20 protein-coding genes are annotated in these 22,060 nt (G+C 59.0%); 15 read left to right on the plus strand and 5 right to left on the minus strand.

Going from position 1 to position 22,060, the window contains the following annotated elements; translation table 11 throughout:
* From nth to map, 4 genes are all read right to left on the minus strand, one after another.
* Positions 1 to 605 (minus strand): endonuclease III (nth, locus tag VIL80_RS03620; RefSeq protein WP_332034796.1); only part of this gene is annotated, 605 nt, incomplete at its 3' end.
* 34 nt (positions 606 to 639) lie between these two features.
* Positions 640 to 1,815: a succinyldiaminopimelate transaminase gene (gene dapC / locus VIL80_RS03625; protein WP_332034797.1), complete on the minus strand. Its 1,176-nt coding sequence runs from the start codon at positions 1,813 to 1,815 to the stop codon at positions 640 to 642.
* A gap of 45 nt (positions 1,816 to 1,860) precedes the next feature.
* A complete protein-coding gene (locus VIL80_RS03630; protein ID WP_332034798.1) occupies positions 1,861 to 4,596 on the minus strand; it encodes a [protein-PII] uridylyltransferase in 2,736 nt (911 codons plus the stop codon).
* A gap of 107 nt (positions 4,597 to 4,703) precedes the next feature.
* Positions 4,704 to 5,474, minus strand: a complete 771-nt coding sequence (gene map / locus VIL80_RS03635; RefSeq protein ID WP_332034799.1) for a type I methionyl aminopeptidase — start codon at positions 5,472 to 5,474, stop codon at positions 4,704 to 4,706.
* Between the two features lie 456 nt (positions 5,475 to 5,930).
* Here map and rpsB point away from each other — a divergent pair, with 456 nt between their 5' ends.
* The 15 genes from rpsB to rnhB all read left to right on the plus strand — a co-directional run bounded on the left by rpsB (position 5,931) and on the right by rnhB (position 21,280).
* Entirely contained in the window at positions 5,931 to 6,677 is a 747-nt protein-coding gene (rpsB, locus tag VIL80_RS03640) for a 30S ribosomal protein S2 (protein WP_332034800.1), read from the plus strand.
* Between the two features lie 121 nt (positions 6,678 to 6,798).
* Positions 6,799 to 7,662, plus strand: a complete 864-nt coding sequence (gene tsf, locus VIL80_RS03645) for a translation elongation factor Ts (protein WP_332034801.1) — start codon at positions 6,799 to 6,801, stop codon at positions 7,660 to 7,662.
* A 290-nt stretch (positions 7,663 to 7,952) separates the two neighbouring features.
* A complete protein-coding gene (gene pyrH, locus VIL80_RS03650; RefSeq protein WP_332034802.1) occupies positions 7,953 to 8,690 on the plus strand; it encodes a UMP kinase in 738 nt (245 codons plus the stop codon).
* Positions 8,687 to 9,244: a ribosome recycling factor gene (frr, locus tag VIL80_RS03655; protein ID WP_332034803.1), complete on the plus strand. Its 558-nt coding sequence runs from the start codon at positions 8,687 to 8,689 to the stop codon at positions 9,242 to 9,244. Before pyrH ends, frr begins: the two co-directional genes overlap by 4 nt.
* Positions 9,244 to 10,008, plus strand: a complete 765-nt coding sequence (gene uppS / locus VIL80_RS03660; protein WP_332034804.1) for a polyprenyl diphosphate synthase — start codon at positions 9,244 to 9,246, stop codon at positions 10,006 to 10,008. The genes frr and uppS overlap by 1 nt, the downstream gene beginning before the upstream one ends.
* A gap of 90 nt (positions 10,009 to 10,098) precedes the next feature.
* Positions 10,099 to 10,944, plus strand: a complete 846-nt coding sequence (locus VIL80_RS03665) for a phosphatidate cytidylyltransferase (protein WP_332034805.1) — start codon at positions 10,099 to 10,101, stop codon at positions 10,942 to 10,944.
* A 125-nt stretch (positions 10,945 to 11,069) separates the two neighbouring features.
* Positions 11,070 to 12,302: a 1-deoxy-D-xylulose-5-phosphate reductoisomerase gene (gene ispC, locus VIL80_RS03670; protein WP_332034806.1), complete on the plus strand. Its 1,233-nt coding sequence runs from the start codon at positions 11,070 to 11,072 to the stop codon at positions 12,300 to 12,302.
* Positions 12,303 to 12,311: 9 nt separating this feature from the next.
* Positions 12,312 to 13,670: an RIP metalloprotease RseP gene (rseP, locus tag VIL80_RS03675; RefSeq protein ID WP_332034807.1), complete on the plus strand. Its 1,359-nt coding sequence runs from the start codon at positions 12,312 to 12,314 to the stop codon at positions 13,668 to 13,670.
* A gap of 88 nt (positions 13,671 to 13,758) precedes the next feature.
* A complete protein-coding gene (gene bamA / locus VIL80_RS03680) occupies positions 13,759 to 16,329 on the plus strand; it encodes an outer membrane protein assembly factor BamA (RefSeq protein ID WP_332034808.1) in 2,571 nt (856 codons plus the stop codon).
* Between the two features lie 114 nt (positions 16,330 to 16,443).
* On the plus strand, positions 16,444 to 16,959 hold the full coding sequence (locus tag VIL80_RS03685) for an OmpH/Skp family outer membrane protein (protein WP_332034809.1): 516 nt from the start codon (positions 16,444 to 16,446) through the stop codon (positions 16,957 to 16,959).
* Between the two features lie 22 nt (positions 16,960 to 16,981).
* Positions 16,982 to 18,061, plus strand: a complete 1,080-nt coding sequence (gene lpxD, locus VIL80_RS03690) for a UDP-3-O-(3-hydroxymyristoyl)glucosamine N-acyltransferase (RefSeq protein ID WP_332034810.1) — start codon at positions 16,982 to 16,984, stop codon at positions 18,059 to 18,061.
* Between the two features lie 91 nt (positions 18,062 to 18,152).
* Positions 18,153 to 18,590 carry a 3-hydroxyacyl-ACP dehydratase FabZ gene (gene fabZ / locus VIL80_RS03695; RefSeq protein WP_332034811.1) on the plus strand — a complete coding sequence of 146 codons (438 nt, stop codon included), beginning with the start codon at positions 18,153 to 18,155 and terminating at the stop codon, positions 18,588 to 18,590.
* Between the two features lie 83 nt (positions 18,591 to 18,673).
* Complete coding sequence (lpxA, locus tag VIL80_RS03700; protein WP_332034812.1) at positions 18,674 to 19,453, plus strand: acyl-ACP--UDP-N-acetylglucosamine O-acyltransferase; 780 nt, start codon at positions 18,674 to 18,676, stop codon at positions 19,451 to 19,453.
* Positions 19,454 to 19,491: 38 nt separating this feature from the next.
* A complete protein-coding gene (lpxB, locus tag VIL80_RS03705) occupies positions 19,492 to 20,619 on the plus strand; it encodes a lipid-A-disaccharide synthase (protein ID WP_332034815.1) in 1,128 nt (375 codons plus the stop codon).
* 46 nt (positions 20,620 to 20,665) lie between these two features.
* Positions 20,666 to 21,280, plus strand: coding sequence for a ribonuclease HII (rnhB, locus tag VIL80_RS03710; RefSeq protein WP_332034813.1), 615 nt, complete (start codon positions 20,666 to 20,668; stop codon positions 21,278 to 21,280).
* Positions 21,281 to 21,298: 18 nt separating this feature from the next.
* Here the strand turns inward: rnhB and VIL80_RS03715 are convergent.
* On the minus strand, positions 21,299 to 22,060 hold a 762-nt coding region (locus tag VIL80_RS03715; protein WP_332034814.1), incomplete at its 5' end, for a transporter associated domain-containing protein.

Consider the following 22,060-nt stretch of genomic DNA (forward strand, 5'->3'; position numbering starts at 1 on the left):
ACGGTGCCGTCGCAGCCGCGAGCGGAGCAGAATTCGCGACCGTAAAAAATGATCTGCAGATGCAGTTTGTTCCATTTGTCTTTCGGGAACAGGCGCTTCAGATCCTTTTCCGTCTGCACCACGTTTTTGCCGGAGGTGAGCCCCCAGCGCTGGGCCAGTCGGTGGATGTGGGTGTCCACCGGGAAGGCCGGGTGGCCGAAGGCCTGGGACATCACCACGCTCGCGGTTTTGTGTCCCACTCCCGGCAGCGTTTCCAGTGCCGCCATATTTTCCGGTACCTTGCCGTGGTACTGGTTCACCAGAATTTCCGAAAGCTTCTGGATCGCCTTGGATTTCTGCGGCGACAGGCCACAGGGGCGGATCGCCTCACGGATTTTCTCCACCGGCACCTGCGCCATATCGTGGGGGTTATCCGCGAGCTTCCACAGCCCCGGCGTCACCTGATTTACCCGCTCGTCGGTACACTGTGCGGACAGCAGTACCGCCACCAGCAGCGAGTAGGCGTCGAAGTGGTCGAGAGGTACCGGAGTTTCCGGGTAGAGCTCTTCCAGACGGTTCTGGATGTAGTCTACCCGCTCCTGTTTGAGTAGGTTTTTTACCGTCATATTGTTTGCCTGCTGGCAGGCTTCTAAAAATTAACTAGCGACAGAAGTTGCGAATGCGCTTCGCCGCTCCGATACATTCATCCAGGGTGGCGACGAGTGCCATGCGGACATATTCGGCGCCGGGATTTACACCGCCGGCTTCGCGGGCCAGGTAGGCACCGGGCAGTACGGTGATGTGTTGCTGGCGGAACAGTTCGCGGGCGAAGGTTTCGCCGTCGCCCACTTTGGGCCAGAGGTAAAAGCTCGCTTCCGGTTTCTGTACGTCCAAGCAGCCGCCGAGAATTTCCAGTACGGCGTCAAACTTGCGCCGGTACAGTTCGCGGTTCTCCTTCACATGCTGCTCGTCCTGCCACGCGGCGATGGACGCGTACTGGGTTGGCACCGGCATGGCGCAGCCGTGGTAGGTGCGATAGAGCAGGAATTGTTCCAGGATCTCACCGTCGCCGGCGACGAAACCGGAGCGCAGCCCCGGCAGGTTTGAGCGCTTTGACAGGCTGTGGAAGACCACGCAGCGGCGGTAGTCGTGGCGGCCGAGTTCCGCGCAGGCCTGCAGCAGGCCGACGGGCGGATTGCCCTCGTCAAAATAGAGTTCGGAATAGCATTCGTCGGAGGCGATGGTGAAATCGTATTTGTCCGCCAGTGCAATCAGTTGCTTGAGGTCGTCGATATCCAGCAGTGCGCCGGTGGGGTTGCCGGGGGTGCACAGGTAGAGCAGATCGCAGGCTGCCCAGGCGGATTCCGGCACAGAACTGAAATCCGGTTTGAAACCGGTCTCCGCGCTGCAATTGATAAAGTGCGGCGTGGCGCCGGCGAGAAACGCGGCCCCTTCGTAGATCTGGTAGAAGGGGTTGGGCATCAGCACTGTGGAGCCCGGCGAGACCACCGCCTGGGCGAAGGCGAACAGGGCCTCGCGGGTGCCGTTGACCGGTATTACCTGGGTGTCGGCACACAGTGCGGTTAACTGAAAGCGCTTGCACAGCCACTGGGCGACGGTTTCCCGCAGCGGGTCTATGCCCTTGGTGAGGGGATAGGCGGCGAGTTTGTCGAGGTTGTCGATCAGTTCGTCGCGCACAAAGGCTGGCGGCGTGTGCTTGGGCTCGCCGATGGACAGCGCGATGTGGGCGAGCTCCGCCGGCCCGTCAATGCCCGCTTTCAATTTTGCCAGTTTGGCAAAGGGGTAGGGCTGCAGCTGTTGCAAATTCGGATTCATAATTTTGCGTCTGTGTATTCGCTTGTGTTCGTTACTGCTCGCCAATTACGGCTGCGGCGGCAGTGTCGCCTGATGTGCGTCCAGTTCCTGGCAGATGGCCTGTTCCAGCAGTTCGATCAGTGCCGGGTCCGTGAGTGGCTCGTCGTCGGCATCGGTGATATGGAAAATATCCTCGACCCGCTCGCCCAGGGTAGAAATCTTGGCGTTGTGCAGGCGCAGATCGTGGGTAATGAAAATCCTCGCGATGCGCGCCAGCAGGCCGGGGCGGTCGGCGCTGATGATTTCGAGCGTGCTGTAGGTATCTTCCGGCTCGGTGGAAATGTGGGCCTGGCTCGGCAGGTGGAACATTTTCAGGCGGCGCGGGGTGCGGCGCTTGATGACCTTGGAGTAGTCCTCCACCAGCTTCAGTTCTTTCTGCAGGGTGTTGCGGATCTGTTCCAGGCGCTGGGGTTCGTCCAGCAGCGGCTGGCCGCACTCGTCCAGCACATAGAAGGTATCCAGGGTGTAGCCGCCGGCAGAGCTGTACAGGCGCGCGTCGTGGATATTCAGGTTCAGCATGTCGAGGCCGGTCACCACCGCCGCGAACACGTTGGGCCTATCGGGGGTGTAAACGAACACTTCGGTGGCGCCGTCGTGTTCGCCTGGGCCCGAGTTGCGGGTCAGCACCAGGGTGTCGCTGTCGGCGTCGCGCTGCGGATCTTTCTGCAGCTGATAGATGGCGGCGGTGTGCCAGGTGATGTTGTCGGCGCTCTCGCGCACGAAATAGTCCTCACCCATTTCGCACCAGATATCTTCCACCGCATTGCTGGGAATGCCCATGGCGCGGAGCATGTTGCGCGCCTGTGCCTGGGTTTCCTCGTAAATCTCGTCGCGGTCGATGGGGTTCTCCAGACCGCGGCGCAGGGCGCGCTGGGTGTACTGATACAGCTGGCGCATCAGGCTGGCGCGCCAGCTGTTCCACAGGTCCGGGTTGGTGGCATTGATGTCCGCCACGGTCAGCGCGTAGAGGTAATCCAGGTGTTCGCGGTCGCCCACTTCGGCGGCGAAGGCGTGCACCACTTCCGGATCGGTGATGTCCTGCTTCTGCGATACGGCGCTCATCAGCAGGTGCTTTTCCACCAGCCAGCACACCAGGCGGGTGTCGCGGGCGGAGAGATCGTGGCGCTGGCAGAAGGCTTCCGCATCCACCACGCCCAGTTTGGAGTGGTCGCCACCGCGGCCCTTGGCGATATCGTGGTACAGGCCGGCGATATACAGCAGTTCCGGCTTGCGCATACGCGACAGGATTTCCGCCGCCAGCGGGAATTTTTCCCAGGCGTCGTCGCCGCGGAAGCTGCGCATGTTGCGCACCACCTGCAGGGTGTGGGCGTCCACGGTGTAGATATGGAACAGGTCGTGCTGCATCTGCCCGGTGACACGGCCGAACTCCGGCAGGTAGCGGCCGAGAATGCCGTAGCGGGTCATGCGTGTGAGCTGGGTGGACAGGCCGCGGGGGCTGCGCAGCAGTTGCATGAACAGGCGCGCGTTGGTGGGGTCCGCGCGGAACTGGTCGTCGATCAGGTGGCGGTGCTCGCGGATCAGGCGGATGGTAGAGGCGCGCACCCCGTGAATTTCCGGGTTTTTCGCCATCAGCACGAAAATTTCCATCAGTGCCGACGGGTTCTCGGTGAAGGTGCGGGTCACCGCCGCTTCGATGGTGTTGCCACGCAACTGGAAGCGCTCGTTGATCGGAGTTACCGGCAGGTGCTTGCCGCGCTGCAGGATCACCTCGTCGAGGAACTGCAGCAGTACATCGTTCAGCTCCCGCAGTGCCATCACGATGCGATAGTAGGTGTGCATGAACTGTTCGACGGCGAGGTGAGATTCGTTGTCCTTGTAACCGAACTCCCGCGCCAGCTCGCGCTGGTAGTCAAACAGCAGTCGCTCTTCCGGGCGTCCCGCCAGCAGGTGGAGGCCGTAGCGCACCCGCCACAGGAAGTCTTCACCGGACTGCAGGATGGCGAATTCCTGCTCGGTAAAAAAACCCTTGCCCTGCAGCTGCTTCAGGGTGCGCACCTGGAAATAGCGCTTGGCCACCCAGTTGATGGTCTGGATATCCCGCAGGCCGCCGGGGGCGTTCTTGATATTGGGTTCGAGGTTGTACTCGGCGCCGCGCTGCTTGCGGTGGCGCTCTTCCTGCTCCTCAAATTTCGCCTGGAAAAACCTGTCCGCGGGCCACAGGTCATCCGGCGTCATGCGTTCGGTAAGGGCCTCGCACAGGGCGGGATTGCCGACCACAGTGCGACATTCCAGCAGGTTGGTGGCGACGGTGATATCCGCCGCGGCCATTTCCACGCAGTGCTCGATGGTGCGCACGGAGTGACCGATATCCAGTTTCAGGTCCCACAGGAAGGCGACAAGGCGCTCGATATTGTCGACCACTTTGGCGTCTGGCTTGTCGTCGCTCAGGATCAGCAGATCGATATCGGATTTAGGGTGCAGCTCGCCGCGGCCGTAGCCGCCCACCGCCAGCAGGGCGATATTCTGGGGCCACTGGTACTGGTACCAGGCGTAGTGCAGCAGGCAGTCCACGAACAGGGCGCGCTCGTAAACCAGGGTGCGGACGTCCTCACCCTCGCGAAAGCGCCTGGCCATCTGGGTGTTGGCGGCACCGACTGCGTCGCGGAAGATTTCCAGGCGCGGGCGCGCGCCCTCTTCGAGGTCGCGGCGGAAGCGCGACTGGTCGAAGAAAAACAGGGGCTTTTCAAAATGCGGGATCTGGGCCAGCTGCATGGAATTCATCGATATAGATTCCGGTTCGGCACAGGGCTCTTGCGTGTGCCGGTTGTTCCTTCCCTGGCCGCTTCAGGCCATGTTCGCGCGGTTTTGCCGCCTCGAGGCGAGGTGGCTTAGAAAGACTCCTCCTTGCGCGCGGTCAGGATTTCAACGCCAGTGCCGGTGACCACCATGGTGTGCTCCCACTGTGCGGACAGGCGGCGGTCTACGGTCACGGCAGTCCAGCCATCGCGCAGCACGCGGCTGCCGGGCTTGCCGGCGTTGATCATGGGTTCGATGGTGAAGGTCATGCCTTCCTCCAGCACCTGTCCGGTGCCGGGCTTGCCGTAGTGCAGGATCTGCGGGTCTTCGTGGAAAACCTCGCCGATGCCGTGACCGCAGAAGTCTTTCACCACCGAGTAATAGTTGCTCTCGGCGTGCTGCTGGATCACGTGGCCGATATCGCCGAGGGTGGTGCCTGGGCGCACGATCTCTATCGCCTTGTACAGGCACTCCTGGGTGACCTTGACCAGGCGCTCCGCATGGGCGGCGGGGGTTCCAACGAAGTACATCTTGGAGGTGTCGCCGTACCAGCCATCCTTGATGACGGTCACGTCGATATTGATGATATCGCCCTTTTTCAAAACCTTGGATTCCGAGGGGATACCGTGGCAGATGACTTCATTCACCGAGGTGCAGATGGACTTGGGGAAGCCGCGGTAGCCGAGGCAGGCGGGGATGGCCTGCTGTACGTTGACGATATAGTCATGGCAGCGTCGGTCAAGTTCCTCGGTGGTGACGCCGGGAACTACATACTCGCCAATCATCTCCAGCACTTCTGCGGCCAGGCGGCCCGCGGTGCGCATTTTGGCGATCTGTTCCGGTGTCTTTACGGCATTGGTCATGAAGCTTTCCAGATAACTCGTTCGTTGCTCGGTCGATGTGCTTTGCCCGGGGCGGTTGTGTCCGACCGCCGGTTGCGGCGCGGTATTGTAGCGGAATTGCCGCCCGGCGGCATCAGAGCGCCGTTGCACCGGCTTCCGTCACTGCCCACCGCAGGATTCAGCGGGGCGACTGCTGGCCGCTGGCGGTGTTTGCGCTTCCAGCAATCGGGGGGATGTGGTATAAAGCGCGCCGCTTTGGGCATGTCCCGAGCGAAAACTATCATCTGGAATACGTGGCTTGCGCCCGGTTCCATACAAACGCCGCACATATACCGGCACATTCGCCTGGGTGTCTCCGCGGTCACGGCTTTGGCTGCTGACGGGGGGATTGGTGAATGGGGTATATGGAGGATGCAACCCGGGAAGTGGTCGGAACGCAAACGAATCCGCCACCTCCGTCTGAAATTGAGGTTTATTATGCCGCAAGTAAGCATGCGCGATATGCTGCAGGCTGGTGTCCACTTCGGTCACCAGACTCGCTACTGGAACCCGAAGATGGGTCAATACATCTTTGGTGCCCGCAACAAGATTCACATCATCAACCTGGAGCACACTGTTCCTGCCTTCAACGAAGCTCTGCAGATCATCAAGGGTATGGCTGCACAGAAGAAGAAGGTTCTGTTCGTAGGCACCAAGCGCGCTGCGCAGAAGGCCATTCAAGAGCAGGCGGAGCGTGCAGGTCAGCCTTACGTCAGCAACCGCTGGCTGGGTGGTATGCTCACCAACTACAAAACCATCCGCGCTTCCATCAAGCGTTTCCGCGATCTGGAAGCTCAGTCCCAGGACGGTACTTTCGAGAAGCTGACCAAGAAAGAAGCTCTGATGCGTACCCGCGCCATGGAGAAGCTCGAGCGCTCCATCGGTGGTATCAAGGACATGGGCGGTCTGCCTGACGCGCTGTTCGTGATCGACGTTGACCACGAGCGCATCGCCATTCAGGAAGCCAACAAGCTGGGTATCCCCGTTATTGGTATCGTTGATACCAACAGCAGCCCGGAAGGTGTTGACTACATTATCCCGGGTAACGACGACGCCATCCGCGCGATCAAGCTGTACACCACTGCCGTAGCCGACGCCGTACTGGCTGGTGCTGCGAACGCGGGTGGCAGCGCTGCTCCGAGCGAGTACGTCGAAGCCAGCGACGACCAAGCCGCTGCGCAATAAGCCGCAAGGCTACTGGCGGTGTAACAAATCTGAGTTACGCTGCAGGGAAAAGGGGCCTCTTATCTGGCCCCTTTTTTTCAAATCCATCAAAGAATTTGAATCTGAACCCGAGGATTGAATCATGGCGATTACCGCGTCAATGGTAAAAGAACTGCGCGAGCGCACTGGCCTGCCGATGATGGAGTGCAAAAAGGCACTGACCGAGGCAGATGGTGACATCGAAAAAGCGATCGACGACCTGCGTAAGGCATCTGGCCTGAAGGCCGCCAAGAAAGCTGGCCGCACCGCCGCTGACGGCGTTGTTGCAGCCAAGGTTGCCGAAGATGGCAGCTACGGTGTTCTGGTTGAAGTGAACTCCGAAACCGACTTCGTTGCGCGCGACGACAACTTCCTGGGCTTTGTTGCCAAGGTTGTGGACAAGGCATTCGCCGAGCGCCAGCAGGACGTTGCTGCGCTGATGGAAGGCGCGCTGGAAGCCGACCGCGAAGCGCTGGTACAGAAAATCGGTGAGAACATCGGTGTTCGTCGTATCCAGCTGGTAGAAGCTCCGGTTGTGGGCGCCTACGTACACTCCAATAACCGCCTTGCGGTTCTGGTTGCCCTGAGCGGCGGCGACGTGGAGCTCGCGCGCGATATCGCCATGCACGTAACCGCATCCAACCCGCAGGTTGTGAAGCCGGAAGACATGGCTCCGGAAGTTGTTGAGAAAGAGAAGGAAATCATCAAGGCTCAGCCGGATATGGCGGGCAAGCCTGCCGAAATCGTCGAGAAGATGATGGGCGGCCGTATCAACAAGTTCCTGAAGGAAAACAGCCTGGTAGAGCAGCCTTTCGTCAAGAACCCGGACGTGACCGTTGGCAAACTGGCCAAGGACGCGGGCGCGGATGTTCTGGGCTTTGTGCGCTTCGAAGTAGGCGAAGGTATCGAGAAGGAAGTGGTGGACTTCGCAGCGGAAGTAGCTGCGCAGGTCAAATCCAGCTCCTGATGCCTTGATTGCCGGCGATGCTGAGTCGCTGGCACCAGCGGGGTGTTCCCGGTGTGTTCGTCAGAATGTCACCGGGGCACCCCGCGCTAGTATCTGGCTTGCCGTAAATGCGCTGGTTGCAAATTGAACGATTGGTTGCTGGAGTAGCCGAATCTAAAGTTCAGTGACCCCCGCGCTGGGCAAAGCCATAGGTAAAGCGCCGAATTTGTTGTAATGTTCGGCGGGCGTGAATCGGAACAGGATTTGCGTCTCAACCCAGAATTTAGCCCGTGACAGTTGAGGAACAAGGGATGCCAGGTATTAAAGACCGTAAGTACAAGCGAATCCTGTTAAAGCTCAGCGGAGAAGAGCTGATGGGCGAACAGGGGTTTGGAATCAGCCCCAAAGTACTGGACAAGATGGCGCTGGAGATCGGCCAGCTGGTGGGCATAGGTGTGCAAGTCGGCCTGGTGGTCGGCGGTGGCAACCTGTTCCGCGGCGCGGCGTTGAATGCCGCCGGCCTAGACCGCGTGACCGGCGACCACATGGGCATGCTGGCTACGGTCATGAATGCGCTGGCGCTGCGCGATGCGCTGGAGCGCTCGAATATTTCCTCGCGGGTCATGTCCGCGATCCAGATGAGCGGCATCGTCGACCACTACGACCGACGCGCCGCCATCCGTTACCTGGAACGGGGCGAGGTGCTGATTTTCGCCGCCGGTACCGGTAACCCGTTTTTCACCACCGACTCCGCCGCCTGTCTGCGCGGTATTGAGATTGAAGCGGAAATGGTGCTCAAGGCCACCAAGGTGGACGGCGTATACTCTGCCGACCCGAAACTGGTGCCCGATGCCACCCGCTATGACCGCCTCACCTACGACGAGGTGCTCGACAAGAAGCTCGGGGTTATGGATTTAACGGCAATCTGCCTCTGCCGTGAACACAATATGCCAGTGCGGGTATTCCGGATGGACAAGACCGGTGCACTGCTGAACATCGTTGTGGGCGGCGAAGAGGGCACACTTATTGAAGAGGATGTGAATCAGTGATCAACGACATCAAAAAAGACGCCGAAGGGCGCATGAAAAAATCCATCGAAGCGCTGGGAAGTAACTTCAACAAGATCCGTACCGGCCGTGCGCACCCGAGCATCCTCGATGGTGTTATGGTTTCCTACTACGGTTCTGATACCCCGCTGTCACAGGTGGCCAACGTCACTGTGGAAGATGCGCGTACCCTGTCTGTCACCCCGTGGGAAAAGAACCTGGTGCCGGACATCGAAAAAGCGATCATGAAGTCCGACCTCGGCCTGAACCCGAGCACTGCTGGCAGCGTGATCCGCATCCCGATGCCAATGCTGACGGAAGAAACCCGTAAGAACTTCATTCGCCAGGCGAAGGGCGAGGCGGAGAACGCGCGAGTGGCGATCCGCAATGTGCGCCGCGATGCGCTGGCAGAAGTAAAGGCTCTGGAAAAAGAGAAAGAAATTTCCGAGGACGATGAGCGCCGCGCAGGCGACGAGATCCAGAAGTTGACCGACAAGTACGTTGCCGAAGTGGAGAAAGCACTGGCGGCAAAAGAAAAGGATCTGATGGAAATCTGATGTCTGTGAGCGGTACGGGTGTGACGGGACGGGAACCTGCGGGACCGCGCCACATTGCCATCATCATGGATGGCAATGGTCGCTGGGCTGCACGCAAGGGGCTGTCGCCGTCTGCCGGGCACAAGGCGGGTGTCGAGCGGATCCGGGATCTGATCGAGGCCTGTAAAGAGCGCGGCGTCGAGGCACTCACGCTGTTCGCATTCTCCAGTGAGAACTGGCAGCGCCCACCGAAAGAGGTGGAGCTGTTGATGACCCTGTTTCACTCCTATCTGCGGCGCGAAGCGCGGCGGATGCAGGAGCAGGGGGTTGAGTTGCGGGTGATCGGTCGTCGCGACCGGTTTTCCCCGCGGCTGCAGCGGGCCATTGCGGAAGCTGAAGCGATGACCCGGGGTGGCGAGCGTGGCACGCTGGTGATTGCTGCAGATTACGGCGGCCAGTGGGATATCGCCCAGGCTGCCCGCGCACTGGCGGAAGAGGTGACCAGCGGTCGCCGCTCTGTGGATTCCATAGACGAGGCGGCGCTTGCTGAGCGGGTGCAACTGGCGGACCTTCCGCCGGTGGATCTGCTGATCCGCTCCAGTGGGGAGCAGCGCATCAGCAACTTTATCCTCTGGCAAGCTGCTTATAGCGAATTTTATTTTACCGATACGTTGTGGCCGGATTTCGGGGTCGAAGAGCTGGATGAGGCCATAGCGGCTTTTCGCCAGCGCGATCGCCGCTATGGTGGCCGCAGTGAAGAAGATGGACTGGAAGCGCAGGCCTGATTGCAAAAGCAAACGTGAAGCATACGTTTGCGATGGATGCTGCAGGTGCGTTTTACCGGTTGCCAGATTGAACTGATCAAGGGTTAAACGGTGCTAAAACAAAGAATAATTACCGCGCTGGTGTTGGTTGCTCTGTTCCTCGGGCTGCTGTTCTTCGTGCCCATGCAGTGGTTCGCCATCGTGGTGGCGGCGATCATCCTTCTGGGTGGTTGGGAGTGGGCGAACCTTTCCAATCTGAATCGCGCGCTGCGGTTTGTATTCCTTGGCGCCCTCGGCGCCGCACTCGTTGGCACTGCCCGTTACGTTTTCAATTTTGATTTCTCAAACCCTGATGTTGACCGCGCGCGCCAGATTCTGGTGGTGGCCTGTGGTTGGTGGGCACTCGCATTTCTGTGGGTTCAGGGATACCCCGCCAGCGCCATGCTCTGGGGGAATCGCTGGGCCCGCGGGCTGATCGGCCTGGTGGTGCTGGTTCCCGCCTGGCTGTCGGTGGTTATCCTGCAGGGACTCGAACACGGCGCCTGGTTGGTGTTGTTCGTGGTAGCGATCGTGGTCGCCGCGGATGTCGGGGCCTATTTTGTCGGCCGCAAGTACGGCAAACACAAGCTCGCCCGCGAGGTGAGCCCGGGTAAGTCCTGGGAGGGATTTTTCGGTGGCCTCGCGGCTTGTCTGGTTCTGGCGCTGCTGGTTTCCTATGCATTTGAACTGCCGGCGAAAAACACCGCGCTGTTTACCTTCGGTGTACTGGTTACTGCGCTGGCGTCGGTAATCGGCGACCTGGTGGAGAGCATGTTCAAGCGCCACCGTGGCATCAAGGACAGCAGCCGGATTTTACCAGGGCACGGCGGCATCCTGGATCGACTCGACAGTCTCACCGCAGCCCTGCCGGTCTTCACCATGGCGGCGTTGGCCAGCGAGCTGCACAAGTACCTGTAAGTGACGACCAGTAGACCGCGCTATCCATTGTCAATAAAGCGCCTGCTATCAATACTGCTGACGAGAATCGGCTCCGGCACCCGCTTGCTGCGGTGTGCTTCGGTGCCGCAGAGGTAATTCGTTCAATGCATTCCACGACCCCACAACCTGTCTGTGTGCTCGGGTCCACCGGCTCCATCGGTGTCAGTACCCTGGATGTACTGGCACGCCACCCGCAAAAGTATTCCGTATTCGCGCTTACCGCCCGCGACCGCGTCGAGGAGCTGGCGCAGCAGTGTCGGCGTTTCTCCCCGCGCTATGCGGTGGTGCTGGACGAGGATAAGGCTACGCAGCTGCGGCAGGCGCTGCAGGCGGATAATCTCACCACCGAGGTCCTGTGGGGGATCGACGCGCTGTGCCGGGTGGCAGCAGACGATGAGGTCGCGGTAGTGATGGCCGCCATCGTGGGGGCTGCGGGCCTCAAGCCGACACTGGCTGCGGTGCGCGCGGGCAAGAAAGTGCTGCTGGCGAACAAAGAATCCCTGGTGATGGCTGGGCCGCTGTTTATGGCCGCGCTGGCGGAGAGTGGCGCGCAGCTGCTGCCGATCGACAGCGAACACAATGCCATTTTCCAGTGCCTCCCCTATCCCTGCGAAAACCTGGATCGCGCCGGCGTCGAACGTATACTGCTGACCGGTTCCGGTGGTCCTTTCCGCACCACAGACGTCGCGGCGCTGGATTCGGTGACGCCGGAGCAGGCGTGCAAGCACCCGAACTGGTCCATGGGACGGAAGATTTCCGTGGATTCCGCCACCATGATGAACAAGGGGCTGGAATTCATCGAGGCCTGCTATCTTTTCCACGCCACACCGGTGGATATTCAGGTGGTGGTGCACCCGCAAAGCATTGTGCACTCGATGGTGCAGTACCGGGATGGCTCGCTGCTGGCGCAGATGGGCAACCCCGATATGCGCACGCCGATTGCCCACGCGCTGGCGTTTCCTGAGCGTATCGACAGCGGTGTTGCGGCACTGGACCTGATTGCGCAGGGGCGGCTCGATTTCGAGGCTCCGGATGAGTCGCGTTTTCCGTGTCTGCGTCTGGCGCGGGAAGCGATGGAGGCCGGCGGCAGTGCGCCGACCACGTTGAATGCCGCCAATGAAGTTGCTGTAGATGCCTTCCTCTCTGGCACATTGCCGTTCACCGGGATCGCCCGGCTCATCGAAAAGGTGATGAAAACCACAGAAGTGGTTGAACTGACGGGCCTGGATGTAGTCGAACTGGCTGATCAGAATGCTCGTGAACGGGCAGCCGAGGTGTTGGAAGAACTGTATGGCGCCCGTACGGGTGCAGAGCGCCCGCAAACGAGATCAATGTAAACTGACCCCATGCTAGATTTCTTACAGACTGCAGTCTGGGCCCTGGTAGCCCTCGGTGTACTGGTGAGCTTCCACGAGTTCGGCCACTTTATTGTGGCGCGCTGGTGCGGGGTCAAGGTGTTGCGTTTTTCCGTCGGCTTCGGCCGTCGCCTGGTTTCCCGCTATGATCGCCACGGCACCGAGTTCACCCTTTCCGCAATCCCCCTGGGCGGCTACGTCAAGATGCTGGACGAGCGCGAAGGGGTGGTGGCGCCGGAAGAGTTGGATCGTGCGTTTAACCGCAAGAGCGTGTGGGCCCGTATGGCAATCGCCGCGGCGGGCCCCATTGCCAACTTTCTTCTCGCGATTGTGCTGTTCTGGGGCGTTTTCCTAGGCGGCACTTCCGGCCCAGTGCCGGTGGTCGGCAAAGTGGAGCCGGGCAGCCTGGCTGCGGTTGCCGGCCTCGAGCAAGGCCAGGAAATCGTCTCGGTAGATGATCACCCCACACCTACCTGGCAGGCCCTGAACTGGCGCCTGGCCAATCGCCTGGGGGACACCGGTGATATCAAATTTTCCGTGCGCTATCCGGATTCTTCCCTGGAATACCACATGTATGCGGACATCGACCGCTGGCTGGCAGGCCAAGAAGTACCTGACCCGCTGGAGGAAATCGGTGTTTCTCTGTGGGTGCCTGAGGCCAGCATGAAGCTGTCCCAGGTGATGCCCGGAAGCCCCGCAGAGCAGGGCGGCCTGCAGCCCGGTGATGAAATCGTGGCGACCGACGGGCGCGAATTCGACAACTGGGACGCCTGGACCTCTTACATCAAGGCGCACCCGCAGCAGCCGGTACAGATAACGGTGGTGCGGGATGGTGCGGAACAGGTGCTTACCGTCACCCCGGATCTGGTCAAACTGGACAACGGCGAGCAGATCGGGCGCGTCGGCGTGGCGCCGGTCGGTGCCTCCTGGCCGGAGGACAAGGTGCGTCGCTACCACTATGGCGTGTTGAGTGCGCTGGAAAAAGGACTCGAGGAAACCTGGAGCAAGACGCTGTTCACCCTCGACAGCCTGAAAAAATTGCTGTTCGGGCAGCTCTCGACCCGCAACTTGAGCGGCCCAATTACCATTGCTAAAGTGGCCGGCACTTCGGCGAACGCCGGCTGGCAGTCATTCCTGTCATTACTGGCGCTGCTGAGTATCAGCCTCGGCGTGCTGAATCTGCTGCCCATCCCGGTATTGGATGGCGGACACCTGCTTTACTACGGTATTGAAGCCATCAAGGGCTCGCCGGTGTCTGAGCGCGTGCAGATGATTGGCCTGCAGGTGGGAATGGCCATGGTGCTGGGGATCATGGCGCTGGCCCTGTACAACGACATTCTCCGACTTTAGGTGTCTGATTTGGGTGCCTGAGGGCACAACAGAATTGAACGGGCCCGAGGCCCGGCTGGAATTGCGAATAAAAACTCGGAATTAGTAGATGAAAAATTTCCTGAAAGCGGCTTCGCTCGGCCTGGCTCTGCCAATTACCGCCTATGCCCAGTCGTTTGTGGTCAACGATATTCGCGTAGAGGGTCTGCAGCGGGTTTCCGCCGGTACCGTGTTCGCAGCACTGCCTGTACGTGTGGGCGATCAGGTTGAAAGCGTGGAAATCCAGAGCGCGACCCGTGCGCTGTTCCGCACTGGATACTTTCAGGATATCCAGATCGGTCGTGAGAACGGTGTACTGGTTATCACGGTGCGCGAGCGTCCGGCCATCTCCAAGATCGAAATCACCGGCAACAAGGCGATCAAGACCGAAGACCTGTTGAAGGGGATGAACGACAACGGTCTCGCCGAGGGGCAGATTTTCAAGCGTGCAACGCTGGAGGGCCTGGCCCAAGAGCTGCAGCGTCAGTATGTGGCCCAGGGCCGCTACGGCGCCAGCGTGAAAACCGAAGTGAAAGAGCTGCCGCGCAACCAGGTTGAGCTAAAAGTTGTAGTGGACGAGGGCTCTGTTGCGGCGATCAAGCACATTAACGTGGTCGGCAACCAGGCATTCTCCGACGAAGAGCTGGGCGAAATTTTCGAACTGCAGACCACCGGCTGGCTGTCGTGGCTGAACAGTGACGACAAATATTCCCGCGAGAAACTGACCGGCGACCTGGAGCGCCTGGAATCCTATTATCTCGACCGCGGCTACCTCGAGTTCAAGATCGACTCTACCCAGGTGTCCCTGAGCCCGGACAAGAAAAGTGTTTTCATTACCGTCAATATCACCGAAGGCGATGTTTACACGGTGTCCGATGTGGAGCTGGCCGGTGATCCGGTAGTCTCCGAAGAGGAGATCCGCCGCCTGCTGCTGGTGCGCAAGGGACAGACGTTTTCCCAGGTCCTGATGACCACCACTTCCGACTACATTACCAAGCGTTTGGGTAATGAGGGCTATACCTTTGCGGAAGTAAACGGTATGCCGGAAGCGAATGAAGAAGACAAAACCGTTAAGGTCACCTTCTTTATTGATCCGGGTAAGCGCGCCTATGTGCGCCGCATCAATTTCCGTGGTAACACCCGCACCTCCGACGACGTGCTGCGTCGGGAAATGCGGCAGATGGAATCCGCCTCGGCATCCTCTGCACGTATCGAACAGTCCAAAGTGCGCCTCGAGCGCCTCGGCTACTTCAAGGAAGTGCAGGTGGAAACCGCCGAGGTACCCGGTACCTCCGACCAGATCGATGTGGAATACACCGTGGAGGAGCAGCCTTCCGGCTCCATCGGCGGCACCGTCGGTTATGCCCAGGGCAGTGGCCTGGTGCTCGGTGCCAACGTGCAGGAAAACAACTGGCTCGGTACCGGTAAATCCGTCGGTTTCGCGGTGAATACGTCCCGCTACCAGACCGTGGTGAATTTTTCCTACACCGATCCCTACTTCACCCCGGATGGTGTCAGCCGCGGTTTCAACGTGTTCTATCAGGAGCGCGACTACTCCGAGATCAACCTGTCCAGCTATAACACTACTACCTACGGTGCGGGGCTGAGTTTCGGTTATCCGATTTCGGAGATTTCTCGAATCGGCCTGAATGTGGGGTTCAACCATCTGGAGCTCAGTACCGGCAGCGGTTCGGTACAGGAAATCATCTCCAGTCCGCGTCCAGTTACCGGAATTGATAGTGACATTTTCAATTCTGACAGAGAGGTGGTCCGGACCGAATTGGCTGCGGCGATTGCGGCCGGTGAGGCGCTCGATCTCAGCAATCCGCTGGATCCGAACCTCCTGAACACGAATTACGATGGCTTCGTCGACGTGTACGGGGATGCATTTGATACCTGGTCGCTCACCACGTCCTATGCGCGCTCCACCCTTAACCGCGGTATTCTTGCCACTCGCGGTGCCTCGCAACAAGCGTCCATGGAGATTGCGCTGCCCGGTAGTGACCTCGAGTACTACAAGTTCATCTACACCGCGCAGTATTTCCGCCCGCTGACCAAGGACCTCACCCTGCGTCTGCGCACCCGTCTCGGTTATGCAGAAGGTTACGGCGATACCGATCAATTGCCATTCTTTGAGAACTTCTATGGCGGTGGCTTTGGTTCCGTGCGCGGATTTGAGCGCAACACCCTCGGGCCGCGCTCCACTCCGGCGGAGTTCTACGACTATGTCAACTGTGCGGTGGATGCCGACGGTATTGTCACCAAACGCTGCTACGTACTGAATGCAGATACGGGAGAGTTGGTAACGAATTCTTCCGGTCGCCGCCCCGATCCTTTCGGTGGCAACATGCTAGTTGAAGGCAGTGCAGAAGTGATCTTCCCGATTCCGTTTGTAAAGGATCAGCGCTCGATGCAGTCGGCATTCTTTATCGACGCGGGCAATGTTTTCAGCAGCAGCTGTGGCACCACGCAGCTTAACTGTTACGATATTGACGTCGATTACCTCAACGTTTCTGCCGGTATTGGCCTGACCTGGATTACCGGGTTTGGTCCGCTCACATTCAGTCTTTCCAAGGCGCTGCGTGAAAACGAGGATGACGATGTGGAAGTGTTCCAGTTCTCGCTGGGTAACAGCTTCTAAATCGAGGGTAATGTCGCCGCTCCCGTTTGGGGTTTTGTACGGGGTGGCAGGCTGTTTTGATAATAATGTGTGCCTTTAGAGGCGCCAGAAACTTACGAGTTACGGAGAATAAACGTGATCAAATTTGTTAAAGCCACTGCAATTATTTTGGCGGGTCTGTTGTTTGCCGGTGCTGCCTCTGCGCAAACCAAGGTTGCCGTAGTGAATATCCAGGCTGCCATCATGAGTACCGAAAAGGCGACCGCGAAAATCAACGCACTCAAGACCAGCTCCGAATACTCCCAGCTGCAAAACAGCGCGGAAAGCATCCGCGCGGAAGTGCAGAAAATGGCGGAAGACGCGCAGAAAAATGGCGTGACCTGGTCTGAAGAAAAAAAGGCTGAGGAACAGCGCAAGATGAATTTCAAGCGCTCTGACTTTGAAACTGCCGTGAAAAAGCTGCGCGCAATGGAGGGGCAGGCTGTACAGGATCTGCAAAAAGACCTGCTGCCGAAAGCCAAAGAGGCGCTGGAAGCCGTAATCAAAGAGCGCAAGCTGGATCTGGTGCTGGATGCCAGCGCCGCGGTATATGCAGGTACTGATGCCAACCTGACCGAAGAGCTGGTCAAGCGCCTGAACGCCGCGAAGTAATTTTCCGCAAGTGACGAAGTCCATGAACGAGCAGCCAACGCTGGCTCAGTTGGCTAAAACGCTGGGCGCCCAGTTGCGCCTGGCGCAAGATGCCAGTGCTGATCAGGTACCTGTGGGGCTCAACACCCTGCAGGATGCCTGTGAAAACGAGGTCAGTTTTCTCGCCAGCGCCAATTACCGGCGGTTTCTCGCTGGCACCAGGGCCTGTGCCGTGCTGGTGACGGAAGAGCTGGCGGTATCCTGCCCGGTAACCGCGCTGGTGGTGGCAAACCCATATCACGCGTTTGCACTTGCGACCGCGATCTACGACAAGACCCCGCAATATGCTGCCGGCGTCGACGCAAGTGCCTCTGTACACCCTAGTGCGGAAGTAGATTCCACGGCGTATATCGGTCCCGGTGCTGTCATCGAGGCCCATGCCAGGGTTGCCGAGCGCGCTGTGATTGGAGCTGGCTGTGTGGTGGGTGAGGGCAGTGAAATCGGCGCACGTTCACGGCTTTTCCCCAATGTCGTCATTTACCACGGCTGTTTTATCGGTGCTGACTGTAGCGTACACAGCAACACGGTGATCGGCGCCGATGGTTTCGGTTTTGCGCCTAACCAGGGGCAGTGGACCAAAATCCACCAGTTGGGTGGCGTGGAAATTGCCGACGAGGTAGAGATTGGAGCCTGCACCTGCATTGACCGCGGAGCGCTTGGCAACACAGTAATTGGCCGTGGGGTCAAGATCGACAATATGGTGCAAATCGCGCACAATGTGCAAATCGGTGACTACACAGCCATGGCTGCGTGTTCCGCGGTGGCCGGCAGTGCCGTCATCGGCAAACATTGCACCATTGCTGGCGGTGCCGGCATCGTCGGTCACGTCACCATTGCCGACCGCAGTCATGTTACCGCCCGCTCGCTGGTGACCAAATCCATAGATGAGGCCGGTTCCTATTCCAGTGGTACGCCGTTTTCCGACAGCCGCTCATGGCGGCGAAACGCGGTGCGCTTCGGGCAGTTGGATCAGATGGCCCGTCGCCTGAGCGAGCTCGAAAAAGCATTTGCAACTAGTCTTGGACAGGTGGCAAACAATACACCGCAAGGTGATATGGAATAGATTCCGCACCTTGCCGGTTTCAATCAGTCAGATTTTTTAAGCAAATTCGGGGCGTTCGACGCCCCGAAGTGGTTTCTGGGGACAATTCGTCATGATGGACGTACAGGAAATTCGTCAATATCTTCCGCACCGCTATCCTTTCCTTCTGGTGGACCGTGTTGTCGAGCTGGAAAAGGGTAAGTCGATCAAAGGCTATAAGAACATCTCTATCAATGAGGAAGTGTTCAATGGCCACTTTCCGGAAATGCCGATTTTCCCGGGTGTGATGATCGTGGAAGCACTGGCCCAGGTGTCCGGTATTCTCGGTTTTAAAACCCTGGGGCAGAAGCCGGAAGACGGTTACCTGTACCTGTTTGCGGGGATCGACAATGTGCGCTTCAAGCGCCAGGTCATCCCGGGGGATCGCCTGCAGCTCGAATCTGAAGTGGTCTCCGAGCGCCGGGGCATCTGGAAGTTTGCCGGCAGGGCCAGTGTCGATGGAGAGTTGGCAGCCTCCGCGGATATTCTGTGTGCGGTAAAGAAAATCTGAGCCATAGCCTGTGAATGACGGGGCGCAATAATCGGATGTACGATTTTTTGTGTGGCCCGAATCGGTGAGGAGAAAACCACGGAATGCAGACCAGGATTCACCCGACCGCCATTGTCGATGACTCGGCAAAAATTGGCGAAGGCGTGCAAATCGGCCCTTACAGCATAATCGGGCCAGATGTAGAGATCGGCGATGGATGTGACATCGCTTCTCACGTTGTGCTCAGCGGGCCGACCAGGCTGGGAAAGAACAACCGCATATACCAGTTTGCCACTGTGGGTCAGGATACCCCGGACAAGAAATATCAGGGTGAGCCGACCACGCTGGTGATTGGCGATGACAATGTGATTCGCGAGGGTGTCACCATTCATCGCGGTACGGTACAGGATCGCGGTGAAACCACCATCGGCAATGGCAATCTGCTGATGGCTTATGCCCATATCGGCCACGACAGTGTGATCGGCAATAACACCATTCTCGTCAACAACGTGGCACTTGCGGGCCATGTGTATGTGGGGGACTGGGCTATCCTCAGTGGTTACACCCTCGTCCACCAGTACTGCACGATCGGCGAACACGCGTTTACCGGCATGGGTTGCGGGGTTGGCAAGGACGTGCCGGCCTATGTGATGGTGACCGGCAATCCCGCCGAGGCCAAGACCATCAATGCGGAAGGTTTGCGCCGCCGGGGATTCAGCCGCGACGACATCACGCTGATCAATCGTGCCTACAAGATTGTTTACCGCCGCGGTTTGACCACCGATGAGGCGTTGGAGTCACTGCTGCAGTTGCGCCAGGAGTCGGCGGTAATACAGCCGTGGATCGACTCTCTGCAAAATTCCACCCGCGGCATCGTTCGTTGAGGCCGTCGTTAGTGGAAGCGCGCACACTGCGTGTCGGTATGCTGGCGGGCGAAGCTTCGGGAGATATTCTCGGTGCGGGCCTGATTGCAGCGCTCAAGAAGCGTTTTTCTACGGTGGAGGTTCGCGGTATCGCTGGCCCGCGCATGCAGGCGCTGGGTGCAGAATCCCTGTTCCCGATGGAACGCCTCTCGGTCATGGGGCTGGTGGAGCCGCTAAAGCGGCTGCCGGAACTGCTCCGGATCCGCCGCACCCTGCGTGAGAATTTTCTCGCGGACCCGCCGGATGTTTTCATTGGTATTGATTCGCCAGACTTTAATCTGGGGCTGGAAGAGGCGCTGCGCTCGGCCGGTATTCCCACGGTGCACTATGTCAGCCCTTCCGTATGGGCCTGGCGACAGGGGCGCATCAAGAAAATCGCCCGCGCGGTGGATCATATGCTCACGCTGTTGCCGTTTGAGGCGGAATTTTATCGCGAACATAAGGTGCCGGTGACGTTCGTTGGCCATCCACTGGCCGATGAAATTCCCCTGGACGTAGATGTTCCTGCGGCGAGGCAGGCGCTCGGATTCTCCCCGCAGGATGAGGTCGTGGCACTGTTGCCAGGCAGTCGCGGCGGCGAGGTCCGGTTGTTGGGGCCGTTATTTCTGCAGACCGCGCTCTGGTGTTACCAGCGCCGCCCGAACCTGAAGTTCGTATTGCCAGCGGCGAGCTCGGATCGCAAGGTCCAAATCGAGCAGCAGCTGTCCCAGCTGCCAGGAATCGATGCGCTCCCTGTGACCGTTCTGGATGGCAATTCCCAGCAGGCACTGGCTGCCGCAGATGCGGTGTTGATTGCGTCCGGCACCGCCACCCTTGAAACCATGCTGATGAACAAGCCCATGGTGGTGGCCTATAAAATGGCGTCGCTCACCTACGCGATTTTCTCGCGTATGCTGCACACCCCCTGGGTTTCCCTGCCGAACCTGCTGGCCCAGCGCGAACTGGTACCGGAGATTCTCCAGAATGACGCCACGCCCGAAGCGCTGGGTGCGGCGCTACTGAATTATTTTGAGGATCCATTGCTCGGCGATCGCCTGCGCAGAGCGTTTACTGAGCTGCACCAGCAGCTGCGCCGTGATGCGTCGGAAAAAGCCGCGGATGCCGTGTGCAAATTGCTGCACAGCTAATTCTTTTCCCGACGAATTTATCTTCCCCGACACGAATAGAATACCCATGAAATCCAGTTCTACCCTGCCTCCCTACGTATGTTCGTATACCGGTACACTGCTCGCCGGCGTCGATGAAGTCGGGCGGGGGCCGCTGGCGGGCGATGTTGTGGCCGCTGCGGTGATCCTGGACCCGCAAAACCCGGTTGCGGGGTTGGCGGACTCGAAAAAACTCAGTGAAAAAAGACGCGAGGCCTTGTTTGACGAGATCCGCGAAAAGGCGCTGAGTTTTGCCATTGCCCGCGCGACGGTTGAGGAAATCGACCAGATTAATATCCTGCATGCGAGCATGCTGGCAATGAAGCGCGCAGTTGAGCAGTTGTCACTGCAACCTGAATTTGTGTTGGTCGATGGAAACCGCAAGCCTAACTGGCACTACGCCTGCGATACGGTGGTAAAGGGTGATGATCGGGTGGCGGCAATTGCGGCGGCATCCATTCTCGCCAAGGTGACGCGGGACCGGGAGATGGTGCTGTTGGATCAGCAATATCCGGGGTACGGCCTTGCCGGCCACAAAGGCTACCCGACAAAGGCGCACATGGAGGCTCTGGCGCAGTTGGGGGTTACACCGATTCACCGCAAGAGTTTTGCGCCAGTGCAGCGGCAGCTGGCGCTGGTGTAAGCGGGGATTTGTCCAGGGTTAGCCGCCGGCCTTTCTGATCCGCGCGCTGGTAATCATCTTGTCGGAAACTTCCACAATTTCGATCAGGTAATTCTGGATATACAGGCTGATATTGCCCTCGGGAATGCTTTCCAGGTGCTCCATGATCAGACCGTTGAAGGTTTTCGGGCCATCGGTGGGCAGGTCCCAGTGCAGGGTGCGGTTGATGTCGCGAATCGACGTGCCGCCATCCACCAGATACCAGCCGCCCTCCTGTTCAACGATTTCCTCGTCGTCGCTGGGAACCGGGCTCGCGGTAAAGTCACCGACAATCTCTTCCAGCAAGTCTTCCAGGGTCACAATTCCCATCACCTCGCCGTACTCGTCCACCACCAGGCCCATGCGGCGCTTCTTCTGCTGGAAGTTCATTAGCAGTGTTGGCAGGGGCGTAGCTTCGGGAACGAAGTAGGTTTCGTCCAGATGCGACTTTAGCTTCTCTGCGGTGAGGGATTCCGGACCCTCGCGCAGTATCTGTGCGGCGCGACGCAGGTGCAGGATGCCCACCACATGATTGATGTCACCGCGATACACCGGCAGGCGGGTGTAACTGCTTTCCGACAGCTGTTGCAGAATCTGATCCGCGGAACTGTCAAGGTCTATACCGATGACCTCGTTGCGCGGAATCATGATGTCTTCCACTGTGGCCTGATCCAGATCCAGCACGTTTAGCAGCATGCCCTTGTGCTTGGTGGGCAGCAGTGCACCGGATTCAAATACCACGGTGCGCAGCTCTTCCGGTGC

It is taken from the genome of Microbulbifer sp. (assembly GCF_036563125.1).
GTDB lineage: Bacteria > Pseudomonadota > Gammaproteobacteria > Pseudomonadales > Cellvibrionaceae > Microbulbifer.

Excerpts from the sequence above, each read along its gene's own strand:
- bamA (WP_332034808.1), top strand. The coding sequence starts at position 13,759 with ATGAAAAATTTCCTGAAAGCGGCTTCGCTCGGCCTGGCTCTGCCAATT.
- ispC (WP_332034806.1), top strand. The coding sequence starts at position 11,070 with ATGCATTCCACGACCCCACAACCTGTCTGTGTGCTCGGGTCCACCGGC.
- rseP (WP_332034807.1), top strand. The coding sequence starts at position 12,312 with ATGCTAGATTTCTTACAGACTGCAGTCTGGGCCCTGGTAGCCCTCGGT.
- rpsB (WP_332034800.1), top strand. The coding sequence starts at position 5,931 with ATGCCGCAAGTAAGCATGCGCGATATGCTGCAGGCTGGTGTCCACTTC.
- lpxD (WP_332034810.1), top strand. The coding sequence starts at position 16,982 with ATGAACGAGCAGCCAACGCTGGCTCAGTTGGCTAAAACGCTGGGCGCC.
- lpxA (WP_332034812.1), top strand. The coding sequence starts at position 18,674 with ATGCAGACCAGGATTCACCCGACCGCCATTGTCGATGACTCGGCAAAA.
- lpxB (WP_332034815.1), top strand. The coding sequence starts at position 19,492 with ATGCTGGCGGGCGAAGCTTCGGGAGATATTCTCGGTGCGGGCCTGATT.
- pyrH (WP_332034802.1), top strand. The coding sequence starts at position 7,953 with ATGCCAGGTATTAAAGACCGTAAGTACAAGCGAATCCTGTTAAAGCTC.
- VIL80_RS03630 (WP_332034798.1), bottom strand. The coding sequence starts at position 4,596 with ATGAATTCCATGCAGCTGGCCCAGATCCCGCATTTTGAAAAGCCCCTG.
- dapC (WP_332034797.1), bottom strand. The coding sequence starts at position 1,815 with ATGAATCCGAATTTGCAACAGCTGCAGCCCTACCCCTTTGCCAAACTG.
- rnhB (WP_332034813.1), top strand. The coding sequence starts at position 20,666 with ATGAAATCCAGTTCTACCCTGCCTCCCTACGTATGTTCGTATACCGGT.
- tsf (WP_332034801.1), top strand. The coding sequence starts at position 6,799 with ATGGCGATTACCGCGTCAATGGTAAAAGAACTGCGCGAGCGCACTGGC.
- fabZ (WP_332034811.1), top strand. The coding sequence starts at position 18,153 with ATGATGGACGTACAGGAAATTCGTCAATATCTTCCGCACCGCTATCCT.
- uppS (WP_332034804.1), top strand. The coding sequence starts at position 9,244 with ATGTCTGTGAGCGGTACGGGTGTGACGGGACGGGAACCTGCGGGACCG.
- map (WP_332034799.1), bottom strand. The coding sequence starts at position 5,474 with ATGACCAATGCCGTAAAGACACCGGAACAGATCGCCAAAATGCGCACC.